The sequence below is a fragment of the Pararhizobium sp. P1_E7 genome (genome assembly GCF_056405855.1).
The window spans coordinates 86,993-109,226 of sequence record NZ_JBFUBH010000008.1 but is presented as its reverse complement, the minus strand read 5'-3'; the positions used below and the strand labels follow the sequence as shown (position 1 = coordinate 109,226).

The window sequence follows — 22,234 nt, the reverse complement described above, 5'->3', positions numbered from 1 at the left end:
ACAGCTCTTATCGAGCCTCAAGTCCGCACGATCAGAACGGAACCCCACATGTCCACGCTCACAGACACCGAAAGCGGCCTCACCTTTCCGATCCTGATCGGCGATATCGGCGGGACCAATGCCCGGTTCGCGCTGCTGATCGATGCCTTCGCCGAACCGAAGCTCTTTCCGATCATCCCGACGACGAGCTATGCCAGCATCGAGGAAGCACTGCAGACCAGTATCCTCGACAAGACATCGGTCCAGCCGCGCTCGGCGATCATCGCAGTGGCAGGCCCGGTCAAGGGCGACGAAATTCCGCTCACCAATGCCGGCTGGGTGATCAAGCCGAGAGACATGCTAACGGCGCTTTCACTGGAAGACGTCATCATCATCAACGATTTCGAGGCGCAGGCGCTCGCCATCGCCTCGATCGGCGACGAAGGCCGCGAACAGATCGGCCCCGGCTCTATCCTCGAATCCGCCTCATGCGCCGTGCTTGGCCCGGGAACCGGCCTTGGTGTGGCAGGCCTTGTCCATGCCCAGCACACCTGGTTTCCGGTTCCGGGCGAAGGCGGTCACGTCGATGTCGGCCCGCGCACGGAGCGCGACTATCAGATCTGGCCATTCCTCGAGCCGATCGAAGGGCGTATGTCCGCCGAACAGCTGCTGTGCGGCCGTGGCATCATGAACATCTACCGTGCCGTCTGCGAATCAAAGGCCTGGGAGCAGCAACTGGCCGACCCCGCCGCGGTGACAACCAGCGCGCTTGCCGGGAGCGACGAGGCGGCGGTGGAAACCGTCTCCTTGTTTTCCACCTATCTTGGCCGCGTCGCCGGCGACATGGCGATGATCTTCATGGCGCGCGGCGGCGTGTTCCTCGCCGGCGGCATTTCGCAAAAGATCCTGCCGGCGCTGAAAAAGCCGGAGTTCCGCCAGGCCTTCGAAGACAAGGCGCCCCATTCGGCGCTGCTCAAGACCATACCGACTTTCGTGGTCACCCACCCGACCGCCGCACTTTCCGGCCTTGCTGCCTATTCGCGCACGCCATCGCGCTTCGGTGTGGCAACCGAGGGACGGCGTTGGAGAACGTGAGGCTCCCGCAGCGGCGCATTTAACCCGGAAGGGCCCTGGACTCGCCAAACGGGGATCAAGGGACTATAGAGCCCGGTGAAATAAGGCGCCTTGAAGCGTGCGCCGGGTTTAAGGAAAGCAGCTTGAAGCAAGCCAAGACAAAGCTCCCCGCCATCGATCGCGAGACAATTACCAGTGTCCTCAAGCGCGTCATCGCTGAAAACGGGCGCGCTCACCTGCGCGGCTATATTTTCGCCATCGTGTGCCTGGCCATCGTCGCCGGCACGACCGCATTTACCGCCTGGATCATGGAATCGGTCGTCAACGAGGCCTTCGCCAACAAGCGCGCGGACATCGTCCTTTATATCTGCGGTGCCATCTTTCTCGCCTTCGTGCTGCGCGGCTTTGCCACCTATGGCCAGGCCGTTGCGTTATCGAAGATCGGCAACAATATCGTCGCCAGCTACCAGCGCCGGCTCTATTCGCACCTGATGGCGCTGAGCGTCGGCTACTTCAGCGATACCCGCTCGGCCCGCATCTCCGCCCAGATCAGCCAGAACGTTTCCGGCATCCGCGATGTGCTCAACATGACGGTGACGTCGCTCGCCCGCGACTTTCTGACATTGGTGGCGTTGATCGGTGTGATGATCAGCAAGGACTGGCTGCTGACACTGCTCGTTTTCATCGTAGCGCCGCCTTTGCTGATCGGCCTTCGCTACATCTCGCGCCGGCTGCGGCAGGCGACGCGCGAATCGGTAGAGATCAACAGCCACGTGCTCGGCGCCATGCAGGAAACCATTCAGGGCATCACCATCGTCAAGGCATTTACGATGGAAGAGCAGCTGAGGACCAAGGTCGAGGCGATCATCGACCGGGCCGAAAACCGCGCCAACCGCATTGCGCGCCTCAGTGAACGCACAGCGCCGATGACCGAAACCTTCGCCGGTTTCGCGATTGCCAGCGTGCTGGCCTACGCCGCCTTCCGGTCGATCTACAACGGCGTCCAGCCCGGTGCCTTCTTCTCCTTCGTGACGGCGCTGCTGATGGCCTATGACCCGGCCCGGCGCCTGGCACGGCTGCAGGTTTCGCTGGAGCGCGCCGTCGTCAATGCTCGGATGATCTACGAAATCCTCGATATGGTCCCGCATCAGCGAGATCTGCCGGACGCTCGCGATCTGCGGGTCGGCGCAGCCGCGATCGAGTTCAGGAACGTCCGTTTTTCCTACAGCAACGGCGACGAAATCCTCAAGAGCGTCTCCTTCATTGCCGAAGGCGGTAAGACGACGGCGCTCGTCGGGCCATCCGGCGCCGGCAAATCGACCGTCATCAGCCTCATTCCACGGTTCTATGACCCTTCCGGCGGCGAGATCCTGATCGACGGGCAAGACATCGCCCATGTCACCAAGCAGTCGCTGCGCAACGGGCTCGCCTATGTTTCGCAGCAGCCTTATCTGTTTGAAGGCTCGATTCGTGACAATATCCGCTATGGCCGCCCCAAAGCCACGGATGCAGAGGTCGAGGAAGCCGCGAAACTGGCCTATGCCCATGATTTCATCCGCATGCAGCCGCAGGGATACGACACCGCGGTCGGTGAAAACGGGGTGACCCTTTCAGGTGGTCAGCGCCAGCGGCTTTCGATCGCCCGGGCGCTGGTGCGCAACGCTCCCATCCTGCTTCTCGACGAGGCGACATCGGCACTCGATACCGAATCCGAAGCAGCCGTGCAGAAGGCGCTCGATCACGCCATGAGCGGCCGCACCGTGGTCGTCATCGCCCACCGTCTGTCGACCGTCGTCAATGCCGACAAGATCGTCGTCATGAAGGACGGGATGGTGGCCGAGGAAGGCACACATGAGGCGCTTGCGCAGCGCAGTGACGGCCTCTACGCTCGCCTCCATAACCTACAGGGCACGACGCCGGCACAGCCGGCGGATGCCGAAACGCTGATTTGACGGGAATTGGGACGGGCATGAGCGGGACAGACATGAAACTCGTGGTGGTCGGTGCCGCAGGCCGGATGGGCCAGACGCTGATCCGCACCATCCATGCTATGCCGGGCGCCACCGTGTTCGCCGCTGTCGCACGGCCGGGCTCCGCATTCATCGGCCGTGACGCCGGCGAGATTGCCGGCCTTGGACCGATCGGCGTTGTTATCACCGACAAGCCGCTCGAAGCCTTTGTCGAGGCCGAAGGCGTTCTCGACTTCACCTCGCCTGCCACCTCCGTAGAGTTTTCCGGTCTCGCTGCGCAGGCACGTATCGTTCATGTCATTGGCACCACCGGCTGCTCGGTGGACGATGAAGCGAAGTTCAAGGCGGCCGGCCGGCATGCCCGTATTGTCAAATCCGGCAATATGAGCCTAGGCGTCAACCTTCTTGGCGTGTTGACCCAACAGGCGGCACGCGCGCTCGGCCCGGAGAACTGGGATATCGAAATCCTCGAAATGCACCACAAGCACAAGGTGGACGCACCTTCGGGCACAGCGCTGCTGCTCGGCGAAGCTGCCGCCAGGGGCCGGGATGTCGGCCTTGCCGAACATTCCGTGCGGGTGCGCGATGGCCATACCGGCGCGCGCGTTGCCGGAACCATCGGTTTTGCCACGCTGCGCGGCGGTTCGGTGATCGGCGAGCACTCCGTCATCCTTGCCGGCGAAGGCGAGCAGGTGACGCTGTCCCATTCCGCGACCGACCGGGCGATCTTTGCCCGCGGCGCCGTTACCGCGGCGCTCTGGGCACGCGCCCAGAAACCCGGCTTCTACTCCATGCTCGACGTGCTCGGGCTGTCCTAACCTTTAAAACTCCCGGAGAAATTCCTATGAGCGGCACCCTCGTCCTTGTGCGTCACGGCCAGAGCGACTGGAACCTGAAGAACCTGTTTACCGGCTGGAAGGACCCTGACCTGACAGCGCTCGGCATCGAGGAAGCCAATGCCGGCGGCAAGGCGCTCGCCGATTACGGCATCAAGTTCGACGTCGCCTTCACATCGGCGCTGATACGAGCCCAGCACACATTGACGCTCATCCTCGACAATCTCGGCCAGCCCGACCTGGAGACCATCAAGGACCAGGCGCTGAACGAGCGCGACTACGGCGATCTCTCCGGCCTCAACAAGGACGATGCCCGCGCCAGGTGGGGCGAGGAACAGGTGCATATCTGGCGCCGCTCCTACGACGTACCGCCGCCGGGCGGCGAAAGCCTGAAGGACACCGGCGCCCGCGTCTGGCCCTACTACATGACCGATATCCTGCCGCGCGTGCTGGCCGGCCAGAAGGTCCTGGTTGCCGCCCACGGCAATTCGCTGCGCTCGCTGCTAATGGTGCTCGACCGCCTCGACCGCGAGCAGATCCTCTCGGTCAATCTCGCCACCGGCGTGCCGATGGTCTACAAGCTGAAAGCCGATTCCACCGTCGCTTCCAAGGAAGTTCTGGGCGACATGTCCGGCGCGCACTGAGCGGATTTCATTTTATGAAAAATGATTTGGGCCGCTTATGCGGCCCTTTTCATGTCAGACCTTGCCCGCTTCCCAGCCCAGCATCGCCCGCTTGCGGGTGAGACCCCAATGGTAGCCGGTGAGCGCGCCGCTCTTGCCGAGCGCCCGATGACAGGGAACGACGAACGATATCGGGTTGCGGCCGACGGCGGCGCCGACGGCGCGCGAAGCGGTGGGCTGACCGATATCGCAGGCGATGTCCGAATAGGTTACGGCCTTGCCCATGGGGATCTTCAACAGCGATTCCCAGACGCGGATCTGGAAATCGGAGCCGATCAGCACGACGCGCAATGGTTCTTCCGCATTCCATTCCCGAGCATCGAAAATGCGGGCCGCATATCCGGCGGTTGCTGCGCTGTCCTCGACAAACCGGGCGTTCGGCCAGCGGCCCGCCATATCCTCGAAGCTGGCCTTTTCATCGCCAGCGTCATTGAAGGCGAGACCGGCAAGGCCGCGATCGGTGATCATCACCAGCGCCACGCCGAACGGGCACGGATGGAATCCGTAACGAATGGTCAGCCCGCCGCCGCGCAGCTTCCATTCGCCCGGCGACATCGCCTCGTGGGTGACGAACAGGTCGTGCAGCCGTGATGGACCTGAGAGACCGAGTTCAAAACTGGTCTCCAGAAGCGGCAGCTCTTCCTGGCGCAGCAGCCGCTTGGCGTGATCGAGCGTCACGGCCTGAAGAAACGCCTTCGGCGACAGGCCCGCCCAGCGGGTAAAGGTCTTCTGCAGCTGTGTCGGCGACTGGCCGAGATCGCTGGCAATGGCGTCAAGAGACGGCTGATCGCGATAGTTCTCGGTCAGCAATTCGACCACCCGGCTGACGATCTCGTAATCGCTGCCGTGCGGCGTGATATCGGCGGGAATCGATGTCTTGATATCCATGTTCGTATCTCCTTGAGAAAAGAGATAATCACTCCGGCAGGGGTATCGCCACCCGATTCTTGACCAAAATGGATACTCTAGCGGCGTTTCACGGTTGCCAGCGCGCCGGAAAAGGCGGTGGCGAAGGTTTCCCGGTCGTCGCGGTTGAGGAAGGAGCCGATATCGGTCGCACGCCGCCGGTCGCTGATCTCCATCGAGACGATGCCGATTTCCTGGTGACGGGAAATATTGAACCGCGCCCAAAATAGGTTGAACCGGTGTTCGGTCATCCGGCCGGCCGGCGTGAACTTGCGCACGGAGACGTCGGTACGCGAAACGCTGATTTCCTCGCGGGCGCGGGCGGAGCGATAGTTCAGCCAGAACGCGCCGAACAGCAGCAGGAAATCCAGCCCGAAGAAAAAGACGATCGGCCAGGCACCGATGACGACGAAGACGAAGATATGGACGAGGCTCATCAGGGCGGCGATGAGCAGGAAAACCTTGAAGCCCTTGATCCCGAGCGAACGGTAGGGTGTCAGCTCGGCGGCGAAAACCGGCTGCTCCTCACTCGATATCTCGGCGTTGCCATCGTTCATGACGAATGACTATAGATGCATCATGAAAAACGTGAAGCCAAAATCAGCAGTCAAGCCGGTGAAAGCAAAATCCGCGACAACCGGCCGCGCCAGGACAAAGCCGAAAACCATCTACAGCAAGGCGGAAATCGAGGAGATTTTCCGCCGTTTCTCGATCCAGCGGCCCGAGCCGAAGGGCGAACTGGAACACGTCAATCCGTTCACGCTGGTGGTCGCGGTGGCGCTGTCGGCACAGGCGACGGATGCGGGCGTCAACAAGGCGACCCGGGCGCTCTTCGCCATCGCCGACACGCCGGAAAAGATGGTCGAGCTCGGCGAGGAGCGGGTTCGCGACTACATCAAGACCATCGGGCTCTACCGCAACAAGGCGAAGAACGTCATCGCGCTCAGCGAAAAGCTGATCGCCGAGTTCGGCGGCGAGGTGCCCCGCACCCGCGAGGAACTGATCACCCTGCCCGGTGTCGGCCGCAAGACCGCCAATGTGGTGCTCTCGATGGCCTTCGGGCATGCGACCATGGCGGTCGATACGCATATCTTCCGCATCGCCAACCGGCTCTGTCTGGCACCGGGAAAAACCCCGGACGAGGTGGAAGATCAGCTGATGCGGATCGTCCCCGATCGCTATCTCTACCATGCGCATCACTGGCTGATCCTGCATGGGCGCTATTGCTGCAAGGCGCGCAAGCCGGAATGTACCGCTTGCGTGATTGCCGACATCTGCAAGGCGGCGGAAAAGACCAGCGAGATGCCGGCACCGCTGGTCGAGCTGCCGGCGCAGATTATCTGACGGAAATACCGTCGATCAGGGCGGTGATTGCCTGCTCGTATTCCTTGCGGCTGGCACCGGCGGCAATTGCAAGGGCTGCCCGATCAAATGCCGCGCCGAGAAGGCCGGCAAAAGCATCCAGCAGGTCCGGAGCCTTGCCGCTGGCGGCGAAAAGCTCCCTGAGTCCCTCCTTGAGGCTGGCTTCCGAATGTTCCTCGTTCAGCCACTGCATCGTATCCGCCCCAAGGACGGAAGGGCCGTCCAGCAGCAAAAGCCTGATACGTCCAGGCACAGTCAGGGCATCGAAATAGGCCCGCGTCCCGTCGAGAATGCCGTCGCGGGCTGTCGCTGAGCCTGCCGAGGCGCTTTCGATTTCCTCGCTTACCTTCCGGGCCTCTTCGGCGACAACGGCGGCGAAGAGGGCTTTCTTATTCTCGAAGTGATGATAGAGGGCGCCGCGCGTCACGCCCGCCGCCGCGACAATGTCGGGTGTCGATGTGTCCGCATACCCTTTTTCCACAAAAAGTCCCCGGGCCGCCGCGATCAATGCCGCCCGCATGGTTTCGGTCCGCTCGCTGTTGCTGCGTCGCATTTTCCACCTTTACATACAGTCTGTATGTATATTATTTAAAGATACAAACAGATTGTATGTTAATTTCGAAGGAGAAGAAAGCCATGAAAATCACCAGCTACTATCCCGTCATCATGACCGGCGATGTCAAAGGGACCGCTGAATTCTACATGCGGCATCTTCGTTTCGAGGCGCTGTTCAGCAGCGACTGGTACGTGCATCTGCAATCGAAGCTGGATGAACGTGTCACGCTGGCTGTCCTGGACGGCACTCACCATACCATTCCGGAAAGCGGGCGCGGAACCGTTGCCGGGCTGCTTCTGAATGTCGAAGTCGAGGATCCGGATGCCCTGTATGCGGAGTTCCAGGCAGCCGGCCTGCCGATCCTCAAGGCGATCTGCGACGAGGATTTCGGCCAGCGCCATTTCATCATCGCAGACCCGAACGGTGTGCTGATCGACGTGATCAAGCCGATCCCGCCGACAGCTGAGTTCGCGGCACAGTACAATGCGTCCGCACTGCCCGCCTGATCGCGCTCAGGCAGCAACCGGCCTGCGCTCTGTCAGCGAATGGACAAGTGCCAAGACCGGCAGCGCCAGGCCCAGCATTGAAGCGGCCCACCAGCCGCCTTGGGCATAAAGCCAGCCGCCGAGCGCCGAACCGATGGCGCCGCCGGCAAAGAAGGTCGCCATATAAAGCCCGTTCAGACGGCTGCGGTATTCGGCACCGAGCACGAAGATGGCACGCTGGCCGAGCACCAGATTGGTCGTGACACCGAAATCCAGCAGGATCGCGGCAAATGTCAGCAAGCCGAGCGCTAGCATCGATCCGGCCGGCGCGAGGTGGGTGATGAGAAAGGCGGCCGCGACCGAAAGCATTGCCAAGCGGGTCGCGATGTAGCTCCAGCCCTTATCGGCAAGCCGCCCGCCGATCGGGGCTGCGATGGCGCCGGCGGCGCCGGCCAGTGCAAACAGCGCGATCTGTCCCTGCGACAGGCCGAATTCCGGCCCGGAAAGCAGAAGCGGCGTCGTTGTCCAGAACAGGCTGAAGGCGGCAAACATGCAGGCCTGGTACAACGAGCGGCGGCGCAGGATCGGCGTGGTGACAACCAGACGAGCCATCGATGCGAGCAGGGCGCGATAGCTCAAGCCCGTCTGCGGAATGCGTGGTGGCAGCGCGCGGGCGAGAACCACGGCAAGCATGACCAGCACCGCCGCCGAGAGGAAGAAGACCATATGCCAGGGCAGGAACTCGGCGATGAAGCTTGAGGTGGGGCGCGCCAGCATGATGCCGACCATCAGGCCGCTCATGACATTGCCAACAGCCTGGCCGCGATGCGCCTCCGGTGCCATATGCGCCGCATAGGGCACGATGATCTGTATGGCAACGGAGCCAAGACCGATGAAGAACGCCGAGGCCAGAAACGGTAGCGGCGTCGAGGCGAGCCCGGCACCAACCACAGCTATCGTTCCGAGCGCCATGACCGAAAGGATCAGTTTGCGATTTTCAAAGAGATCGCCGAGCGGCACGATGAAGAGCAGGCCGAGGCCGTAGCCGATCTGCGTCAGCGTCACGATCAGCCCCGCTGCTCCCGGGGAGAGGCCCAGCGACGCGCTGATCGGGCCGATCAGCGGCTGGGCGTAATAGAGATTGGCGGCGATCAGGCCGCAGGCGGCGGCCAGAAGGAACGTCATCGCCGATGACATCGCTTTGGGTTCGGTAGGCTTGGGTTCTAAAGCAATTTCACCCGGGCTCGCGATACTGGTCACGGTCGTCTCCACTTTCAAAAATCAGTGATTCTTCAATCGAGAAGCTTCATCGCCACATCGGCGACAGCCATCATTTCAGCGCGGCTGCGGCCGGTCTTCCCGACGATGCGCATGCCCTGCAGCAGGCACAGCAGCGCACGGGCCGTCTCGGCTGCATCGATATTGGCGGATATCGATCCGTCCGACTGGCCAAGCACAACACAGTCTTTCATCACCGCTTCGTTGGTGGCGTGCGCGACCTCGACCCGCTCTGCGGCAACGGGATCGGTTACCGCCAGTTCCGCCGCGGTCGCAATGACGAGACAGCCGCGTTGACCGAGTTCGCCATGGGCGGCCTCGGCATAAAACTGCAGCGCGGCCCGGATCTTGTCCCGCCCGGCCGGAAAGGGCGCGATCGCCGCCCTGAGCTTCGTACTGCGAACAACGCGGTAGCGGTCGAAGGCGGCGAGCAGGATGCCGCGCTTGTCCTTGAACGCCTTGTAGAGGCTGCCGGGCGTCAATTGCATTGCATCCGCAAGATCGCTGATCGCCGTGCCGTGATAGCCGCGCACCGAGAAAACGGCGATGGCACGATCGAGCGCAGCATCGGCGTCAAACTCACGAGGGCGGCCGCGCGGCCGATGTTGCTGTGGGGCTTCGGTTGTGATTTCCATGAACGCTATATAGGAAACGATCGTTTCCTATATCAAGTAAAATCTGCGTGTCACCGTTCTTTTTCGCTTTCCACTTCCAAAGTCGCGGAAATCCGCTATTACCGGTCACCGACTGACACAAACATTCCAGGCGGTTCCGGATGACAAAATTCGACGTGCTCACGATCGGCAATGCGATTGTGGATATCATTGCGCGCTGTGACGATGCATTCCTTGTCCACAACGGCATCATCAAGAGCGCGATGAACCTGATCGATGCGGATAGGGCCGAGCTGCTTTATTCGCGCATGGGACCGGCACTTGAAGCCTCCGGCGGCAGCGCCGGCAATACGGCGGCGGGCGTCGCCAACCTTGGCGGCCGGGCTGCCTATTTCGGCAAGGTCGCCAACGATCAGCTCGGCGAGATCTTCACCCATGACATTCGCGCCCAGGGCGTGCATTTCGAGACCAGGCCGCTCGATGAGCTTCCGCCGACAGCCCGCTCGATGATCTTCGTCACCGAAGACGGCGAGCGCTCGATGAACACCTATCTGGGCGCCTGCGTCGAGCTTGGACCCGACGATGTCGAGCCGTCCGTGGTCGCGGATGCGGCCGTCACCTATTTCGAAGGGTACCTGTGGGACCCGCCGCTGGCCAAGGACGCGATCCGCGAATGCGCCCGCATCGCCCATGAGAATGGCCGTGAAGTGGCGATGACGCTGTCCGACAGTTTCTGCGTCCACCGCTACAGGGCCGAGTTCCTCGACCTGATGCGCTCCGGCACCGTCGATATCGTCTTTGCCAACCGGGCAGAGGCCCTGGCACTGTATGAAACGGACGATTTCGAGCAGGCGCTGGCGATGATCTCCAAGGATTGCAAGCTTGCCGCGGTGACACTGAGCGAAGAAGGCTCGATCATCCTCAAGGGCGACGAGCGGGTCAAGGTCGAGGCTACGACGGTCAGCCGTGTTGTCGATACGACAGGAGCGGGCGATCTCTATGCTGCCGGCTTCCTGCATGGCTATACGACGGGACGGACATTGGCAGACTGCGGCAGGCTTGGCAGCCTCGCGGCCGGCATCGTCATCGAGCAGGTCGGCCCACGCCCGATGATCTCGCTGTCTGCGGCAGCAAAGGAAGCCGGTCTGCTCTGACCGGGCCTCGTCATCAATACTCTATCGACAGGGCCGCGCGTCATTCATGACGCGCGGCCCTGTCGCACTTTAAATTTGCTGCATCATTTTTCCTTAAATCGATTCCGATTTATGGAATTATGCAGTAGGCGAAAATCCTACTTGAAGGCTTCGCCCGGATAGGCGCCCCAGATTTCACCCTGGGAAATCCAGCCTTCCGCGCCTTGCGCCTCGGCGCGGCACCATTCGCCGTTGCACTCGCCGACATGGACGACGACGCCCGGCTCAATCCGCGCGACGATGGCACCGCCGGCCTGTGGATCGTGCCGCATGTTGACGAAAACGCCCTCGCCCTTGCCGCGCATCCAGGGGGCAGCGACGGCTGTACGGTCGCCCGACAGCAGCGCCTGGTTGACCCAGCCTTCGGTGCCGTCGGCATCGCGGATCTTGCGCCAGTTGTCATATTCCTGGGTCACTTCAACCGGCACGCCCGCCTTGAGGTAACGCCAGGCGACCGCATAATCGACACTCGGACCGACGCGCAGATTGACGCTCTTGGATTTCAGGCTGACGAAGCGTGGCAACGGCAAGCCGCTGGCGCCCTTGGCCGCCTGGGCAAAGGCTGGCGCCGCCTCGGTCCCAACGAGGGACAGGGTGACTGCAGCGGCGAAAGCGAGCCTGGAAAGGAACTGACGCATGACGAAATCCATTTTCCAAAAAATTCAGATGCTTGCAGTTAAATCCCTGACCGGTCCCGTCGAAGACAAGCAAATCGTCTGGGAACATCTAGAGTTTTGTTTGTCTTCCCCACCGGGTCTGGTAGTAAATGGAACTGCAGGGAGAACGATCACTCATCTTGGTTAAAAACCCGTCAACAAGGCGAAGCAGGCAGCAATGACCGCGAAGAAAAAACCCAAGGTCTACATCACCCGCAAACTGCCAGATGTCGTCGAGACGCGCATGCGCGAGCTGTTCGACGCAGAGCTCAACATCGACGACACGCCGCGAACACAACCCGAGCTCGTGGCGGCGGTGAAGCGGGCGGACGTTCTCGTCCCAACCCTCACCGACCGGATCGACGCGGCGCTGATCGAACAGGCCGGACCCCAGCTGAAGCTGATTTCAAGCTTTTCAAACGGTGTCGACCATATCGATATCGATGCCGCCGCACGCCATGGCATCACCGTCACCAACACGCCAAACGTGTTGACGGAAGACACGGCCGACATGACGCTGGCGTTGATTCTTGCCGTGCCCCGCCGTCTGACCGAGGGTTCGCGGATCCTCACCGACAGGAAAGAGGAATGGGCCGGATGGTCGCCGACCTGGATGCTCGGACGCCGCATTTCCGGCAAGCGTATCGGCATTGTCGGCATGGGCCGGATTGGTACCGCCGTTGCCCGCCGCGCCAAGGCCTTCGGCCTTTCGATCCACTATCACAACCGCCATCGCGTCAGCGCCGAGACCGAGGAAAAGCTGGAGGCGACCTATTGGGACAGCCTCGACCAGATGCTTGCCCGCGTCGATATCGTCTCCGTCAATTGTCCGTCCACACCCGCAACATATCACCTGCTCTCGGCCCGGCGGATAGCCCTGATGCAGCCGACCAGCTACATCGTCAACACGGCCCGCGGCGGCATTGTCGATGAGGTCGCGTTGATCAAATCCTTGCGCGAAGGCAAGATCGCCGGGGCGGGACTTGACGTGTTCGAGAACGAGCCGGCCGTCAATCCGAAGCTCGTCAAGCTTGCGAGCGAAGGCAAGGTCGTGCTGTTGCCGCATATGAGCTCGGCGACGCTTGAGGGCCGTATCGACATGGGCGACAAGGTGGTGATCAACATCCGCACCTTTTTCGACGGACACCGTCCGCCGGACCGCGTCCTGCCCGGCCGCGACTGATCGCTACTGCATAATTCCTGAAATCGGGATCGATTTAAGGAATCATGCAGCAGATTTAAAAGTGCTCCGGCGACCTTTGCCCGTCACGAATGACGCACGGCACTGTAGAGAGGTTTGCGCATCTCGACGAAGGTCGGTCGGGCAAAGCCGGGATGGCAGCCTTCCGCAGTCCGCACAAAGCCCCATTTGACGAAAACGCGGTGGTTTTCCGCAAGCTCGATCCGTGTTTCGAGGCGCAGCCTGGAAAGTCCGCATTCGGCGGCACAGGCCTCGGCCGCCTCTAGCAACAGGCGCCCGACACCCTTGCCTTGTGCGTCCGGAGCAACCGCAAGCTTGCCGATATAGAGACAATCCGGCGGCTCTGGCTTGCAGAAGACGCAGCCCAGCAGGCGGCCCTTGTCGAGGGCTGCATAGGCCCTCTCCACCCGTGCCTTTTCCGCCAGCGACTGACGCGTCAAATGCAAAGCGGAGGATGGCGGATCAATGCGCGGCTGCATATAGGCGAAGGAGGAAAGGATGAGCGCCAGAAGCGCATCCCAATCGCCGAACGAACCATCGACCGGCACAAGGTTCATCGCGTTTTCCGGCTATACTTGATGGTTTCAAACCGAGCCGCCAGCCCGTCATACATCAACAGACGGCCGATCAGCGGTTCGCCGGCGCCTGTAATGACCTTGATGACTTCCATAGCCTGCAATGTACCGAGAACGCCGGTGAGCGCGCCGACGATACCGGCCTCCGCGCAGGAGGGAACGACACCCGGCGGCGGCGGTTCCGGAAAGAGATCGCGATAGCCGGGGTTCAGGCGGCCGCCGGCCGACGTTCTCCATGGCTGAAGAACCGTGAGCGATCCGTCGAAGCGGCCGACGGCAGCCGTTACCAGGGTGATTTCAAGGCGCTCCGCTGTATCGGCTGCGAGATAGCGGGTGGCGAAATTGTCGGATCCATCGACGACGATGTCATAACCGGAAAACAGCGCATCGGCATTGGCCGCCTCCAGCCGCTCCACATGCCGGATCACAGCCACATGCGGGTTGATCCGCTGCAGGGCATCCGTGGCGCTGTCAGCTTTGATACGGCCGATATCCGGCGTGCCGTGGACAACCTGGCGCTGCAGGTTCGACATTGAAACCGTGTCGTCATCGACGATGCCAAGCGTGCCGACTCCGGCGGCGGCGAGGTATTGCAGCACCGGGGCACCCAGACCGCCGGCGCCGATGACCAGAACGCGCGCTGCCTTCAGCGCCTGCTGCCCGGCCCCGCCGATCTCCGGCAGGATGATGTGGCGGGCATAGCGCTGGATTTCTTCGGAATTAAGAGGTTGTTTGCTCATGATGTCGAACATCTCACCCGGAAACGGTGCCGTTGGCAACGGTGAGATAACGCGCGCGATCGCCAAGAGCCGAAAACATCGACTGGTCCGTGCCGGTCATGAAAGCCTGGCCGCCGAGATCGTCGACCAGATCGAACAGCGCCGCCCGCCTGCCCACGTCGAGATGGGCGGCGATCTCGTCGAGCAGCAGGACCGGCGCATGGCCGGTCATATTGCCGACCAGGCGGGCATGGGCGAGGATCAGGCCCACAAGAAGCGCCTTCTGTTCACCGGTCGAGCAGCGTGCGGCCTCCATGTTCTTGGCGCGGTGGCGGATCAAGAGATCGCTGCGGTGCGGGCCATCCAGCGTGCGGCCGGCCGCCGCATCGCGGTAGCGGCCATTTTTCATCATTTCCAGATACTGCTCTTCCAGATCGAAGGCCGGGCGATGCCACTCTCCGTCGAGAAAGCCCGACAGTGCCAGATCGGCGGCGGGAAAGACGCCGCCTTCATGATTTCGATCCACCAGACCGGACAAAAGACCGAGCATTTCCTGCCGGGCCAGGGCCATCGAGATTCCAAGCTCCGCCATCTGCCGCTCAAGACCCGTCAGCCAGACCGGGTCGGGGCGGCCTTCGGTCAGGAGCTTGTTGCGGCTGCGCATGGCGCGCTCGTAATCGGCGGCACGGCGGCCGTGTTCGGGATCAAGCGAGAGCACCAGCCGGTCGAGAAACCGGCGGCGGTCGCCCGAGCCGCCGGTGAACAAACCATCCATGGCCGGCGTCAGCCAGAGCACCCGCAGGTGATCGAGCAGTTCATCGACCGTCTTTGCCGTCGTGCCATTCAACCGCAGGCGGCGCGTCTGGCCTTCCTCAGCGCCCGCCGTGCCCGTGCCGATCTCGACCGGACCATCCATGCCATCGAGTTCCGCAAACACCGAGAAGCCGGTCTCGGCCCCCACCCGCGCCACATCGGCATAGGCGGCACGGCGCAGCCCGCGACCCGGCGACAGGAAGGAAACCGCCTCCATCAGATTGGTCTTGCCCGCGCCGTTCTCGCCGGTCAGCACCACATGGCGCGCATCGAGATCGAGCGCCAGTCCCGCATAGTTGCGGAAATCACTGAGCTTCAGACGGGTAAGAGAAACCTTGTGCGGCATGAGAAATCCGGTTGCGTGTCCGGATGAGAGCTAAGCCCGGAGCACGGCAATGGCAAGACGGAACATGGACGTATGTTGCAAGCGCCGCTTAATGGACTAGACGGGGCTTATGACCGGTCAAGCTCCGGATAGTAGCGGAAAATACCCTGTTCGTTAAAGGCAAGGCGGCGCACCGAAGCCAGATACGCCTTGATCCGCGGCAGGTCGCGGATCTGGGCGTTGAGCGCAACGAGAAGCGGATAATCCGGTTCTGCCGCGGTCATTGCGCTTGGAAAAGCGTAACACAGGCCCTCGACGAGGTGAAACAGCGACAGGTCGACATAGGTGAGCGTGCCGCCCAGGGCATGAACCTGGCCTTGCCTGTTTTTCGTCAACTGCCGTTCGAAATAGCCAAGGAATTTCGGCAGCCGTTCTTCAAGGAAGTTTCCGGCGCGCCGCAGCGCTTCGTCCTTCTGGTCTTCATAGTAGAGCGACACGCCGATCGGATGATGGGTGTCGTGAACTTCAGCGACGAAGTCGGTGATCGTCAGCTGCAGGCCGTGCGCGGTGATGCGCCCGGCTTCATCGTCAGGTGCAAGACCAAGCCTGTTACCCAGGTAAAGCAGGATATTGGCGGCGTGGGAAACCAGAAACTCGCCGTCCTTCAGGAATGGCGGTGCCAGCGGCGCGACACCTGCCGTCTTGGTCTTCATCATCGCCATCATCCGCGCCATGCCACCATCGGTGCGGGCGACGTCGACATAGTCCGCGCCAGCCTGCTCCAGCGCGAGACGGACAAATTCGCCCCGGCCGGGGATGCCATCCCAGTAATAAAGCTCGTAGGTCATGACGCCGCGCTCCTCCCKAAAACGAAAAAGGCCGAAGGCATCGCTGCCTCCGGCCAATATATATTCCCGAACGTCCGTTCGGCCAGTCGCTGATTGCGACGATCACTCGATGTCGAAGAAATCCTTCATGCGGGMAAAGAAGCCCGCCGATTCTGGATTGTTGTCCTTCGAGGAGAGCTCCTCGAATTCGCGCAGCAGCTCGCGCTGGCGCTTGGTGAGCTTCTGCGGCGTTTCGATCTGGATCTGGATGTAGAGATCGCCGACCTGGCTGGAGCGCAGCACCGGCATGCCCTTGCCCTTCAGGCGGAACTGCTTGCCGGCCTGCGTGCCCTCCGGCACCGAGACGCGCGACTTGGTGCCGTCGAGCGTTGCCACGTCGAACTTGCCACCGAGTGCTGCGGTCGTCATCGAGATCGGCACGCTGCAGTAGAGATCGGCGCCGTCGCGCTGATAGAACTCATGCGGCTTGACCGACAGGAAGATATAGAGATCGCCGGAAGGCCCGCCGCGAAGTCCGGCCTCGCCCTCGCCGGACAGGCGGATACGCGTGCCGTCCTCGATGCCTGCCGGGATATTGACCGAGAGCGAGCGCTCTTCGGTGACGCGGCCATGGCCGTGGCACTTGACGCACGGATCGGCAATCGTCTGGCCGCGGCCCTGACAGGTCGGGCAGGTGCGCTCGATCGAGAAGAAGCCTTGGGCCGCGCGTACACGGCCGGAACCCTGACAGGTGGCGCAGGTGGTCGGCTTGGTGCCGGGCTTGGCGCCCGAACCGGTGCAGACGTCGCAGGTGATCGACGTCGGGACCCGGATCTGCGCCGTCTTGCCGGCATAGGCCTCTTCCAGCGAGATTTCCATGTTGTAGCGAAGATCGGCGCCGCGCTCGCGGCCGCCCGACGACCGCTGCCGCCGGCCACCGCCCATCATCTCGCCGAAGATGTCCTCGAAGATATCGGAGAAGCCGCCAGCGCCGCCGCCCATACCGGCTCCGCCTCCCATGCCGCCCTGCTCGAACGCTGCGTGGCCGTAGCGGTCATAGGCAGCCCGCTTCTGTGGATCCTTGAGCATCTCGTAGGCTAGGCTGATCTCCTTGAACGTCTTTTCAGCTTCCGCATCGCCAGGGTTCTTGTCCGGATGATACTTCATTGCGAGTTTGCGGAAAGCGCTCTTGAGCTCCTTCTCGTCAGCTGTTTTCGCAACGCCGAGCGTTTCGTAAAGATCACGTTTCATACTTGCAGATTGTCCTGTTGAATAGGCGCGTCAAAACCGGCTGCCCGGCGGTCGCCAAATTTCCTTGCGACAGGATTTAGTAAACCTTCAAGCGCGATACCATAGGCAATACACTATCCCGGTCGTTTTTTGTCGGAAAAGCACGGATTCGCGCTGTTTTACTGTCGGTGTGTGCTCTGTCAGCAAGCCCGTTGCAACCGGAAATCGATTGTCCAGTCACCCAACCGCCTTTCGGCCCGCTCTGGCGGGCCAATCATCAGCAGGCTGAAAACAAAAACCCGGAGCTTGAGGCTCCGGGTCTCTGTTGGTGTGTCTCGAAGAAGGCTTATGCGGACTTCTTGCGGTCGTCCTCGTCTTTGACTTCTTCATAGTCGGCATCGACGATGTCGCCGTCGCGGGCAGCATCGGCCTGCGCGTCGGCATTGGCAGCTTCGGTCTGCTGCGATTCATACATCGCCTGACCAAGCTTCATCGAGGCTTCAAGAAGCGTCTGGGTCTTGGTCTTGATGTCTTCAGCATCCGGCTCGGAGGCTTCGACGGCAGTCTTCAGCGAAGCGATCGCATCGGAGATCGCGGTGCGCTCGGCTTCCGTGACCTTGTCGCCGAATTCCTTCAGCGACTTTTCCGACGAATGAATCAGGCTTTCGGCCTGGTTCTTGGCTTCAACACCTTCACGGCGCTTCTTGTCGCTCTCGGCATTGGCCTCGGCGTCCTTGACCATCTTCTCGATATCCGCGTCGGACAGACCGCCCGATGCCTGGATCCGGATCTGATGTTCCTTGCCGGTGCCCTTGTCCTTGGCCGAAACCTGGACGATGCCGTTGGCGTCGATATCGAAGGTGACTTCGATCTGCGGAACGCCACGCGGTGCCGGCGGAATGCCGACCAGATCGAACTGGCCAAGCAGTTTGTTGTCGGCGGCCATTTCGCGCTCGCCCTGGCTGACGCGGATGGTCACGGCGTTCTGGCTGTCTTCGGCCGTCGAGAAGGTCTGCGACTTCTTCGTCGGGATCGTCGTGTTGCGCTCGATCAGACGGGTGAAGACGCCACCGAGCGTTTCGATGCCGAGCGACAGCGGGGTCACGTCGAGGAGCAGAACGTCCTTGACGTCGCCCTGCAGAACGCCGGCCTGGATGGCAGCACCCATGGCGACCACTTCATCCGGGTTGACGCCCTTGTGCGGCTCCTTGCCGAACAGCTGCTTGACGACTTCCTGTACCTTCGGCATGCGGCTCATGCCACCGACCAGAACGACTTCGTCGATTTCGGCTGCGGTGACGCCGGCATCCTTGAGGGCTGCCTTGCACGGTGCGACGGTGCGCTGAACCAGCTCATCGACCAGGCTTTCGAACTTGGCGCGCGACAGCTTCATCGTCAGGTGCTTCGGACCGCTGGCATCCGCCGTGATGAACGGCAGGTTGATTTCGGTCTGCTGCGACGAGGAGAGTTCGATCTTGGCCTTTTCGGCAGCTTCCTTGAGGCGCTGCAGGGCCAGCTTGTCGTTCTTCAGGTCGATGCCCTGGTCCTTCTTGAACTCGGCTGCGAGATATTCGACCAGACGCATGTCGAAGTCTTCACCGCCAAGGAAGGTGTCGCCGTTGGTCGACTTCACTTCGAAGACGCCATCGCCGATTTCGAGAACCGAGATATCGAACGTACCGCCACCCAAGTCGTAAACGGCGATGGTCTTGCCGTCCTTCTTGTCGAGGCCGTAGGCGAGTGCTGCTGCCGTCGGTTCGTTGATGATGCGGAGCACCTCGAGACCGGCGATCTTGCCGGCATCCTTGGTTGCCTGGCGCTGCGCGTCGTTGAAGTAAGCGGGAACGGTGATGACGGCCTGTGTGACCTTTTCACCGAGATAGGATTCGGCGGTTTCCTTCATCTTCTGAAGGATCATGGCGGAGATCTGCGACGGGGAATACTTCTCGTTGTGCGCTTCGACCCAGGCATCGCCATTGTCGGCCTTGATGATCTTGTACGGCACCATGCCCTTGTCTTTTTGCGTGGTCGGATCCGCGAACGTGCGGCCGATCAGGCGCTTGATGGCAAACAACGTGTTTTCCGGGTTGGTGACAGCCTGACGCTTGGCCGGCTGGCCGGTCAGGCGCTCGCCGTCGTCGTTGAATGCAACGATCGACGGGGTCGTGCGTGCACCTTCAGCATTTTCAATGACCTTCGCGTCCTTGCCGTCCATGACGGAGACGCAGGAGTTGGTCGTTCCCAAGTCGATACCGATTACTTTAGCCATGTCGTTCTCTCCTTGCAGCGGACTGTCAGAACCCGGTCAGGCATTCATGCGACAGCCCCTAACGGGATGGTCTGTGGAATATTCGCAGCGAAAACTGCGGTGATGGGGCGTATATAAGGAGCAGTGTTTCGGACTGCAAGGCATCTTGAACGGCGAAAACGCGCAAAAACAAAGCGCCGCCGGGCAAACAGAGCGAATGCTTGACCCGCCCCGAACGGCGGCATTTCACCTTCATACCCGATTTATTGAACCCGCGCACGCCGGCGACGCTCTTTCCCTTAGTGCAGAAGGTAGGAACGAAAGAGGAGACGGTCAACCGCCGGTCAGAAGATCAAACAGCGTGGTTCGCCGCGTTGCGCCGGTGGTTTCTCCGACATCGGCCGGCGGTGTCAGCCCGGAATTCGCAGCTTGCGCAGGCTGATCGAAATCCTGCGCGCCCGCCGCCTGACCATTGGCGACAGGTGCCTGCGGAAATTCGTCCGCCGCCCCATTGCCGAACGTGCCGGAAATGACATCGCCGACGCTCTCCGGCGCTGCCTGATTGTCGTCGAATGTCGGCTGGATACCGGTCGTCCCAAAGATCGGAGACGGCGACAGGCCTTCGTGGGCGGCGGTCATGTAATCGTGCCAGGCTTTGGCCGGAAGACCGCCACCGGTGACCTTCTTCATCGACTTTCCGTCATCATTGCCGAACCAGATCCCCGTCGTCAGATTACTGGTAAAGCCGACGAACAGCGCATCGCGGAAGGACTGCGTCGTGCCCGACTTACCCGCCGCCTGCCAGCCCTTCAGCCGAGCAGCCTTGCCGGTGCCATGATCGATTACCCCGACCATCATCTGGTTCATCTCGCTGACGACAGCCGGATCGAGCACCCGGGGCGGATTGTCATAGGTGTTCTCATAAAGAACGGTGCCGTCAGCCGTCGAAATCCGCCGGATGACATGCGGCGTCGCCTTGAAGCCGCCGTTCATGAACGGCGCATAGGCCGATGTCAGCTCGACGAGGCTGACCTCTGAGGTTCCCAGCGCGATCGAGGCGTTGGACTGCATTTCGGATTCGATGCCGAGCCGGTGCGCAAGCTTGATGACGTTCTGCGGCCCCACCTCCATCACCAGCTGGGCGGCGATGGTGTTGAGCGAGTTGGCAAGCGCGGTGGAAAGCGACACCTCGCCGCGATATTTCTGGTCGTAGTTTTCCGGCGTCCAATTGCCGATCCGGACCGGTGCGTCATTGCGGATCGACATCGGTGTGCGGCCGATTTCCATCGCGGCAGCGTAAACGAAAGGTTTGAAGGCTGATCCCGGCTGGCGCTTGGCTTTGACGGCGCGGTCGAACTGGCTGTCGGCATAATCACGGCCGCCGACCAGAGCCCGGATGGCGCCGGTGCCGTCGATCGATACCAGAGCGGCTTGCGAAACGTTCAGCTTCTGCCCGGACTCGTCAAGGCTGGCGGCCAGCGTTTCCTCCGCCTTCTTTTCCAGATTGAGATCGAGCGTCGTATCGACGATCAGGTCCTGGCTGATCTCGCCGACCATGCCCGGCAGCTGGTCCATCACCATGTCGGCGACATAATACTGGGCTCCCGACCAGAAGCTCTTCGCCTTGGTCGGCGTTTGAGACATGGCGGTCGTGATCTCGCTGTCGGTAATGAACCCTTCCTCGCGCATGGCGCCGAGCACGACCTGAGCCCGCTCTTCCGCAGCCTTCGGATCGCGCGCCGGCGACAGGCGTGACGGCGCCTTCAGGAGCCCGGCGAGCAAGGCCGCCTCGCCCAGGTTCACATCACGGGCAGATTTGTTGAAGTAGCGCCGCGAGGCCGCTTCGACGCCATAGGCATTGGAACCGAAGAATACCCGGTTCAGATACATCGCCAGGATCTGGTCCTTGGTATATTTCTGCTCCAGCCAGACGGAGAGCAGCACTTCCTGCACCTTGCGCTCCAGTGTGCGCTCCGGCGAGAGAAACAGGTTCTTGGCCAGCTGCTGGGTGAGCGTCGAGCCGCCCTGCACCATGCGCCCGGTGGTAATGTTGGTCAGCATCGCGCGCGCCAGGCCGAGCGGATCGACGCCGAAATGCGAATAGAAGCGCCGGTCCTCGATGGCGATGACGGCCTGCGGAATATAAGGCGACATGTTTTCGAGCGACAGCGCCTCGCCGCCGGTGGCGCCGCGATTGGCGATGATGTCGCCGCTGACGGCGAGGATCTTGACGTTCGGAGGCCGGTCCGGGATAGCCCAACTGGTGGCACTGGGCATGCGCGACCCGTAATAGAGCACCAGCCCGCCGACGCCGATGGCGCCCCAGATGCCGACAACCACGCACCAATAGACCAGCGACCGGATCAGGCCCGTCAGGCCTCCGCCACCACCGCGCGAGCCACCCCGCCGCCGGGTTTTTCGCCCACTGGTCTTCTTCGCAGCAGACTTCGAACCGCCGGATTTCCGCCCCCCGCCGCCGACACGCTCGCCGGCGTTCATGCGCAGATCGCCGTCATCCCGACCGCGCTCACCCTCGAAGGAAGGTTCTATCCTGTGCCCTGATGTCCGTTTTCCTGCCATGTCGGGAAGGGTCAGCTCCAGCTGGGAGTTTTGGGAGCGCTAACGGCACATAGGCCGCGACGCACGATTTCGCACCGTGCGATGAAGTGTAAATGCGGCGATTTAAGGGGGCGTTAAATTCATG

The 22,234-nt window shown here is 61.8% G+C and carries 22 protein-coding genes; 9 read left to right on the top strand and 13 right to left on the bottom strand.

Annotation, left to right across the window (positions count from 1 at the left end):
• The first annotated feature begins 48 nt into the window (after positions 1–48).
• The 4 genes from AC1D17_RS11630 (at position 49) to AC1D17_RS11615 (ending at position 4,503) form a co-directional block, all read left to right on the top strand.
• The gene (locus tag AC1D17_RS11630; RefSeq protein WP_477565570.1) at positions 49–1,074 is read left to right on the top strand and encodes a glucokinase; all 1,026 of its coding nucleotides are present in this window, start codon (positions 49–51) and stop codon (positions 1,072–1,074) included.
• 122 nt (positions 1,075–1,196) lie between these two features.
• Positions 1,197–3,005, top strand: a complete 1,809-nt coding sequence (locus tag AC1D17_RS11625; RefSeq protein WP_477565569.1) for an ABC transporter ATP-binding protein — start codon at positions 1,197–1,199, stop codon at positions 3,003–3,005.
• A gap of 17 nt (positions 3,006–3,022) precedes the next feature.
• The gene (gene dapB / locus AC1D17_RS11620) at positions 3,023–3,841 is read left to right on the top strand and encodes a 4-hydroxy-tetrahydrodipicolinate reductase (RefSeq protein WP_477565568.1); all 819 of its coding nucleotides are present in this window, start codon (positions 3,023–3,025) and stop codon (positions 3,839–3,841) included.
• Positions 3,842–3,867: 26 nt separating this feature from the next.
• Positions 3,868–4,503 carry a 2,3-bisphosphoglycerate-dependent phosphoglycerate mutase gene (locus tag AC1D17_RS11615; protein ID WP_264222960.1) on the top strand — a complete coding sequence of 212 codons (636 nt, stop codon included), beginning with the start codon at positions 3,868–3,870 and terminating at the stop codon, positions 4,501–4,503.
• A 54-nt stretch (positions 4,504–4,557) separates the two neighbouring features.
• On the opposite strand, the gene AC1D17_RS11610 is transcribed toward AC1D17_RS11615, so the two are convergent.
• Positions 4,558–5,430, bottom strand: coding sequence for a methylated-DNA--[protein]-cysteine S-methyltransferase (locus AC1D17_RS11610; RefSeq protein ID WP_477565567.1), 873 nt, complete (start codon positions 5,428–5,430; stop codon positions 4,558–4,560).
• Positions 5,431–5,507: 77 nt separating this feature from the next.
• Positions 5,508–6,005 carry a DUF2244 domain-containing protein gene (locus tag AC1D17_RS11605; protein ID WP_477565566.1) on the bottom strand — a complete coding sequence of 166 codons (498 nt, stop codon included), beginning with the start codon at positions 6,003–6,005 and terminating at the stop codon, positions 5,508–5,510.
• Positions 6,006–6,027: 22 nt separating this feature from the next.
• Between AC1D17_RS11605 and nth the strand changes: the two genes are divergently transcribed.
• Entirely contained in the window at positions 6,028–6,792 is a 765-nt protein-coding gene (gene nth, locus AC1D17_RS11600; protein ID WP_477565565.1) for an endonuclease III, read from the top strand.
• Here nth and AC1D17_RS11595 read toward each other — a convergent pair.
• Positions 6,785–7,363, bottom strand: a complete 579-nt coding sequence (locus tag AC1D17_RS11595) for a TetR/AcrR family transcriptional regulator (protein ID WP_477565564.1) — start codon at positions 7,361–7,363, stop codon at positions 6,785–6,787. The two genes, nth and AC1D17_RS11595, sit on opposite strands and share 8 nt — an antisense overlap.
• Before the next feature lie 83 nt (positions 7,364–7,446).
• Here AC1D17_RS11595 and AC1D17_RS11590 point away from each other — a divergent pair, with 83 nt between their 5' ends.
• A complete protein-coding gene (locus AC1D17_RS11590; RefSeq protein ID WP_477565563.1) occupies positions 7,447–7,872 on the top strand; it encodes a VOC family protein in 426 nt (141 codons plus the stop codon).
• A 6-nt stretch (positions 7,873–7,878) separates the two neighbouring features.
• Here the strand turns inward: AC1D17_RS11590 and AC1D17_RS11585 are convergent, their stop codons facing one another.
• Both AC1D17_RS11585 and AC1D17_RS11580 read right to left on the bottom strand, forming a co-directional pair.
• Entirely contained in the window at positions 7,879–9,048 is a 1,170-nt protein-coding gene (locus AC1D17_RS11585) for an MFS transporter (RefSeq protein ID WP_477565663.1), read from the bottom strand.
• A gap of 95 nt (positions 9,049–9,143) precedes the next feature.
• Complete coding sequence (locus AC1D17_RS11580; RefSeq protein ID WP_477565562.1) at positions 9,144–9,764, bottom strand: TetR/AcrR family transcriptional regulator; 621 nt, start codon at positions 9,762–9,764, stop codon at positions 9,144–9,146.
• A gap of 140 nt (positions 9,765–9,904) precedes the next feature.
• Between AC1D17_RS11580 and AC1D17_RS11575 the strand changes: the two genes are divergently transcribed.
• Entirely contained in the window at positions 9,905–10,897 is a 993-nt protein-coding gene (locus AC1D17_RS11575; RefSeq protein WP_477565561.1) for an adenosine kinase, read from the top strand.
• Between the two features lie 137 nt (positions 10,898–11,034).
• Here AC1D17_RS11575 and AC1D17_RS11570 read toward each other — a convergent pair whose 3' ends face one another.
• Entirely contained in the window at positions 11,035–11,574 is a 540-nt protein-coding gene (locus tag AC1D17_RS11570) for an SH3 domain-containing protein (RefSeq protein WP_477565560.1), read from the bottom strand.
• On the opposite strand from AC1D17_RS11570, the gene AC1D17_RS11565 reads away from it, so the two are divergent.
• Together AC1D17_RS11565 and AC1D17_RS11560 are read left to right on the top strand one after the other, a co-directional pair.
• The gene (locus AC1D17_RS11565; RefSeq protein ID WP_477565559.1) at positions 11,573–11,740 is read left to right on the top strand and encodes a hypothetical protein; all 168 of its coding nucleotides are present in this window, start codon (positions 11,573–11,575) and stop codon (positions 11,738–11,740) included. The two genes, AC1D17_RS11570 and AC1D17_RS11565, sit on opposite strands and share 2 nt — an antisense overlap.
• Positions 11,741–11,770: 30 nt before the next feature.
• Positions 11,771–12,775, top strand: coding sequence for a 2-hydroxyacid dehydrogenase (locus tag AC1D17_RS11560; protein ID WP_477565558.1), 1,005 nt, complete (start codon positions 11,771–11,773; stop codon positions 12,773–12,775).
• Positions 12,776–12,858: 83 nt separating this feature from the next.
• Here the strand turns inward: AC1D17_RS11560 and AC1D17_RS11555 are convergent, their stop codons facing one another.
• The 7 genes from AC1D17_RS11555 to AC1D17_RS11525 all read right to left on the bottom strand — a co-directional run bounded on the left by AC1D17_RS11555 (position 12,859) and on the right by AC1D17_RS11525 (position 22,110).
• A complete protein-coding gene (locus tag AC1D17_RS11555; protein ID WP_477565557.1) occupies positions 12,859–13,350 on the bottom strand; it encodes a GNAT family N-acetyltransferase in 492 nt (163 codons plus the stop codon).
• On the bottom strand, positions 13,347–14,108 hold the full coding sequence (gene moeB / locus AC1D17_RS11550; protein ID WP_477565556.1) for a molybdopterin-synthase adenylyltransferase MoeB: 762 nt from the start codon (positions 14,106–14,108) through the stop codon (positions 13,347–13,349). Before moeB ends, AC1D17_RS11555 begins: the two co-directional genes overlap by 4 nt.
• A 13-nt stretch (positions 14,109–14,121) precedes the next feature.
• Positions 14,122–15,246: a DNA replication/repair protein RecF gene (gene recF, locus AC1D17_RS11545; RefSeq protein WP_477565555.1), complete on the bottom strand. Its 1,125-nt coding sequence runs from the start codon at positions 15,244–15,246 to the stop codon at positions 14,122–14,124.
• A 107-nt stretch (positions 15,247–15,353) separates the two neighbouring features.
• On the bottom strand, positions 15,354–16,073 hold the full coding sequence (locus tag AC1D17_RS11540; RefSeq protein ID WP_477565554.1) for a glutathione S-transferase: 720 nt from the start codon (positions 16,071–16,073) through the stop codon (positions 15,354–15,356).
• Positions 16,074–16,175: 102 nt separating this feature from the next.
• Entirely contained in the window at positions 16,176–17,303 is a 1,128-nt protein-coding gene (dnaJ, locus tag AC1D17_RS11535; RefSeq protein ID WP_477565553.1) for a molecular chaperone DnaJ, read from the bottom strand.
• Between the two features lie 325 nt (positions 17,304–17,628).
• Complete coding sequence (gene dnaK / locus AC1D17_RS11530; protein WP_477565552.1) at positions 17,629–19,551, bottom strand: molecular chaperone DnaK; 1,923 nt, start codon at positions 19,549–19,551, stop codon at positions 17,629–17,631.
• Positions 19,552–19,863: 312 nt separating this feature from the next.
• Positions 19,864–22,110 (bottom strand): transglycosylase domain-containing protein, encoded by a 2,247-nt coding sequence (locus AC1D17_RS11525; RefSeq protein WP_477565551.1) that lies wholly within the window; start codon positions 22,108–22,110, stop codon positions 19,864–19,866.
• Positions 22,111–22,234 lie beyond the last annotated feature (124 nt).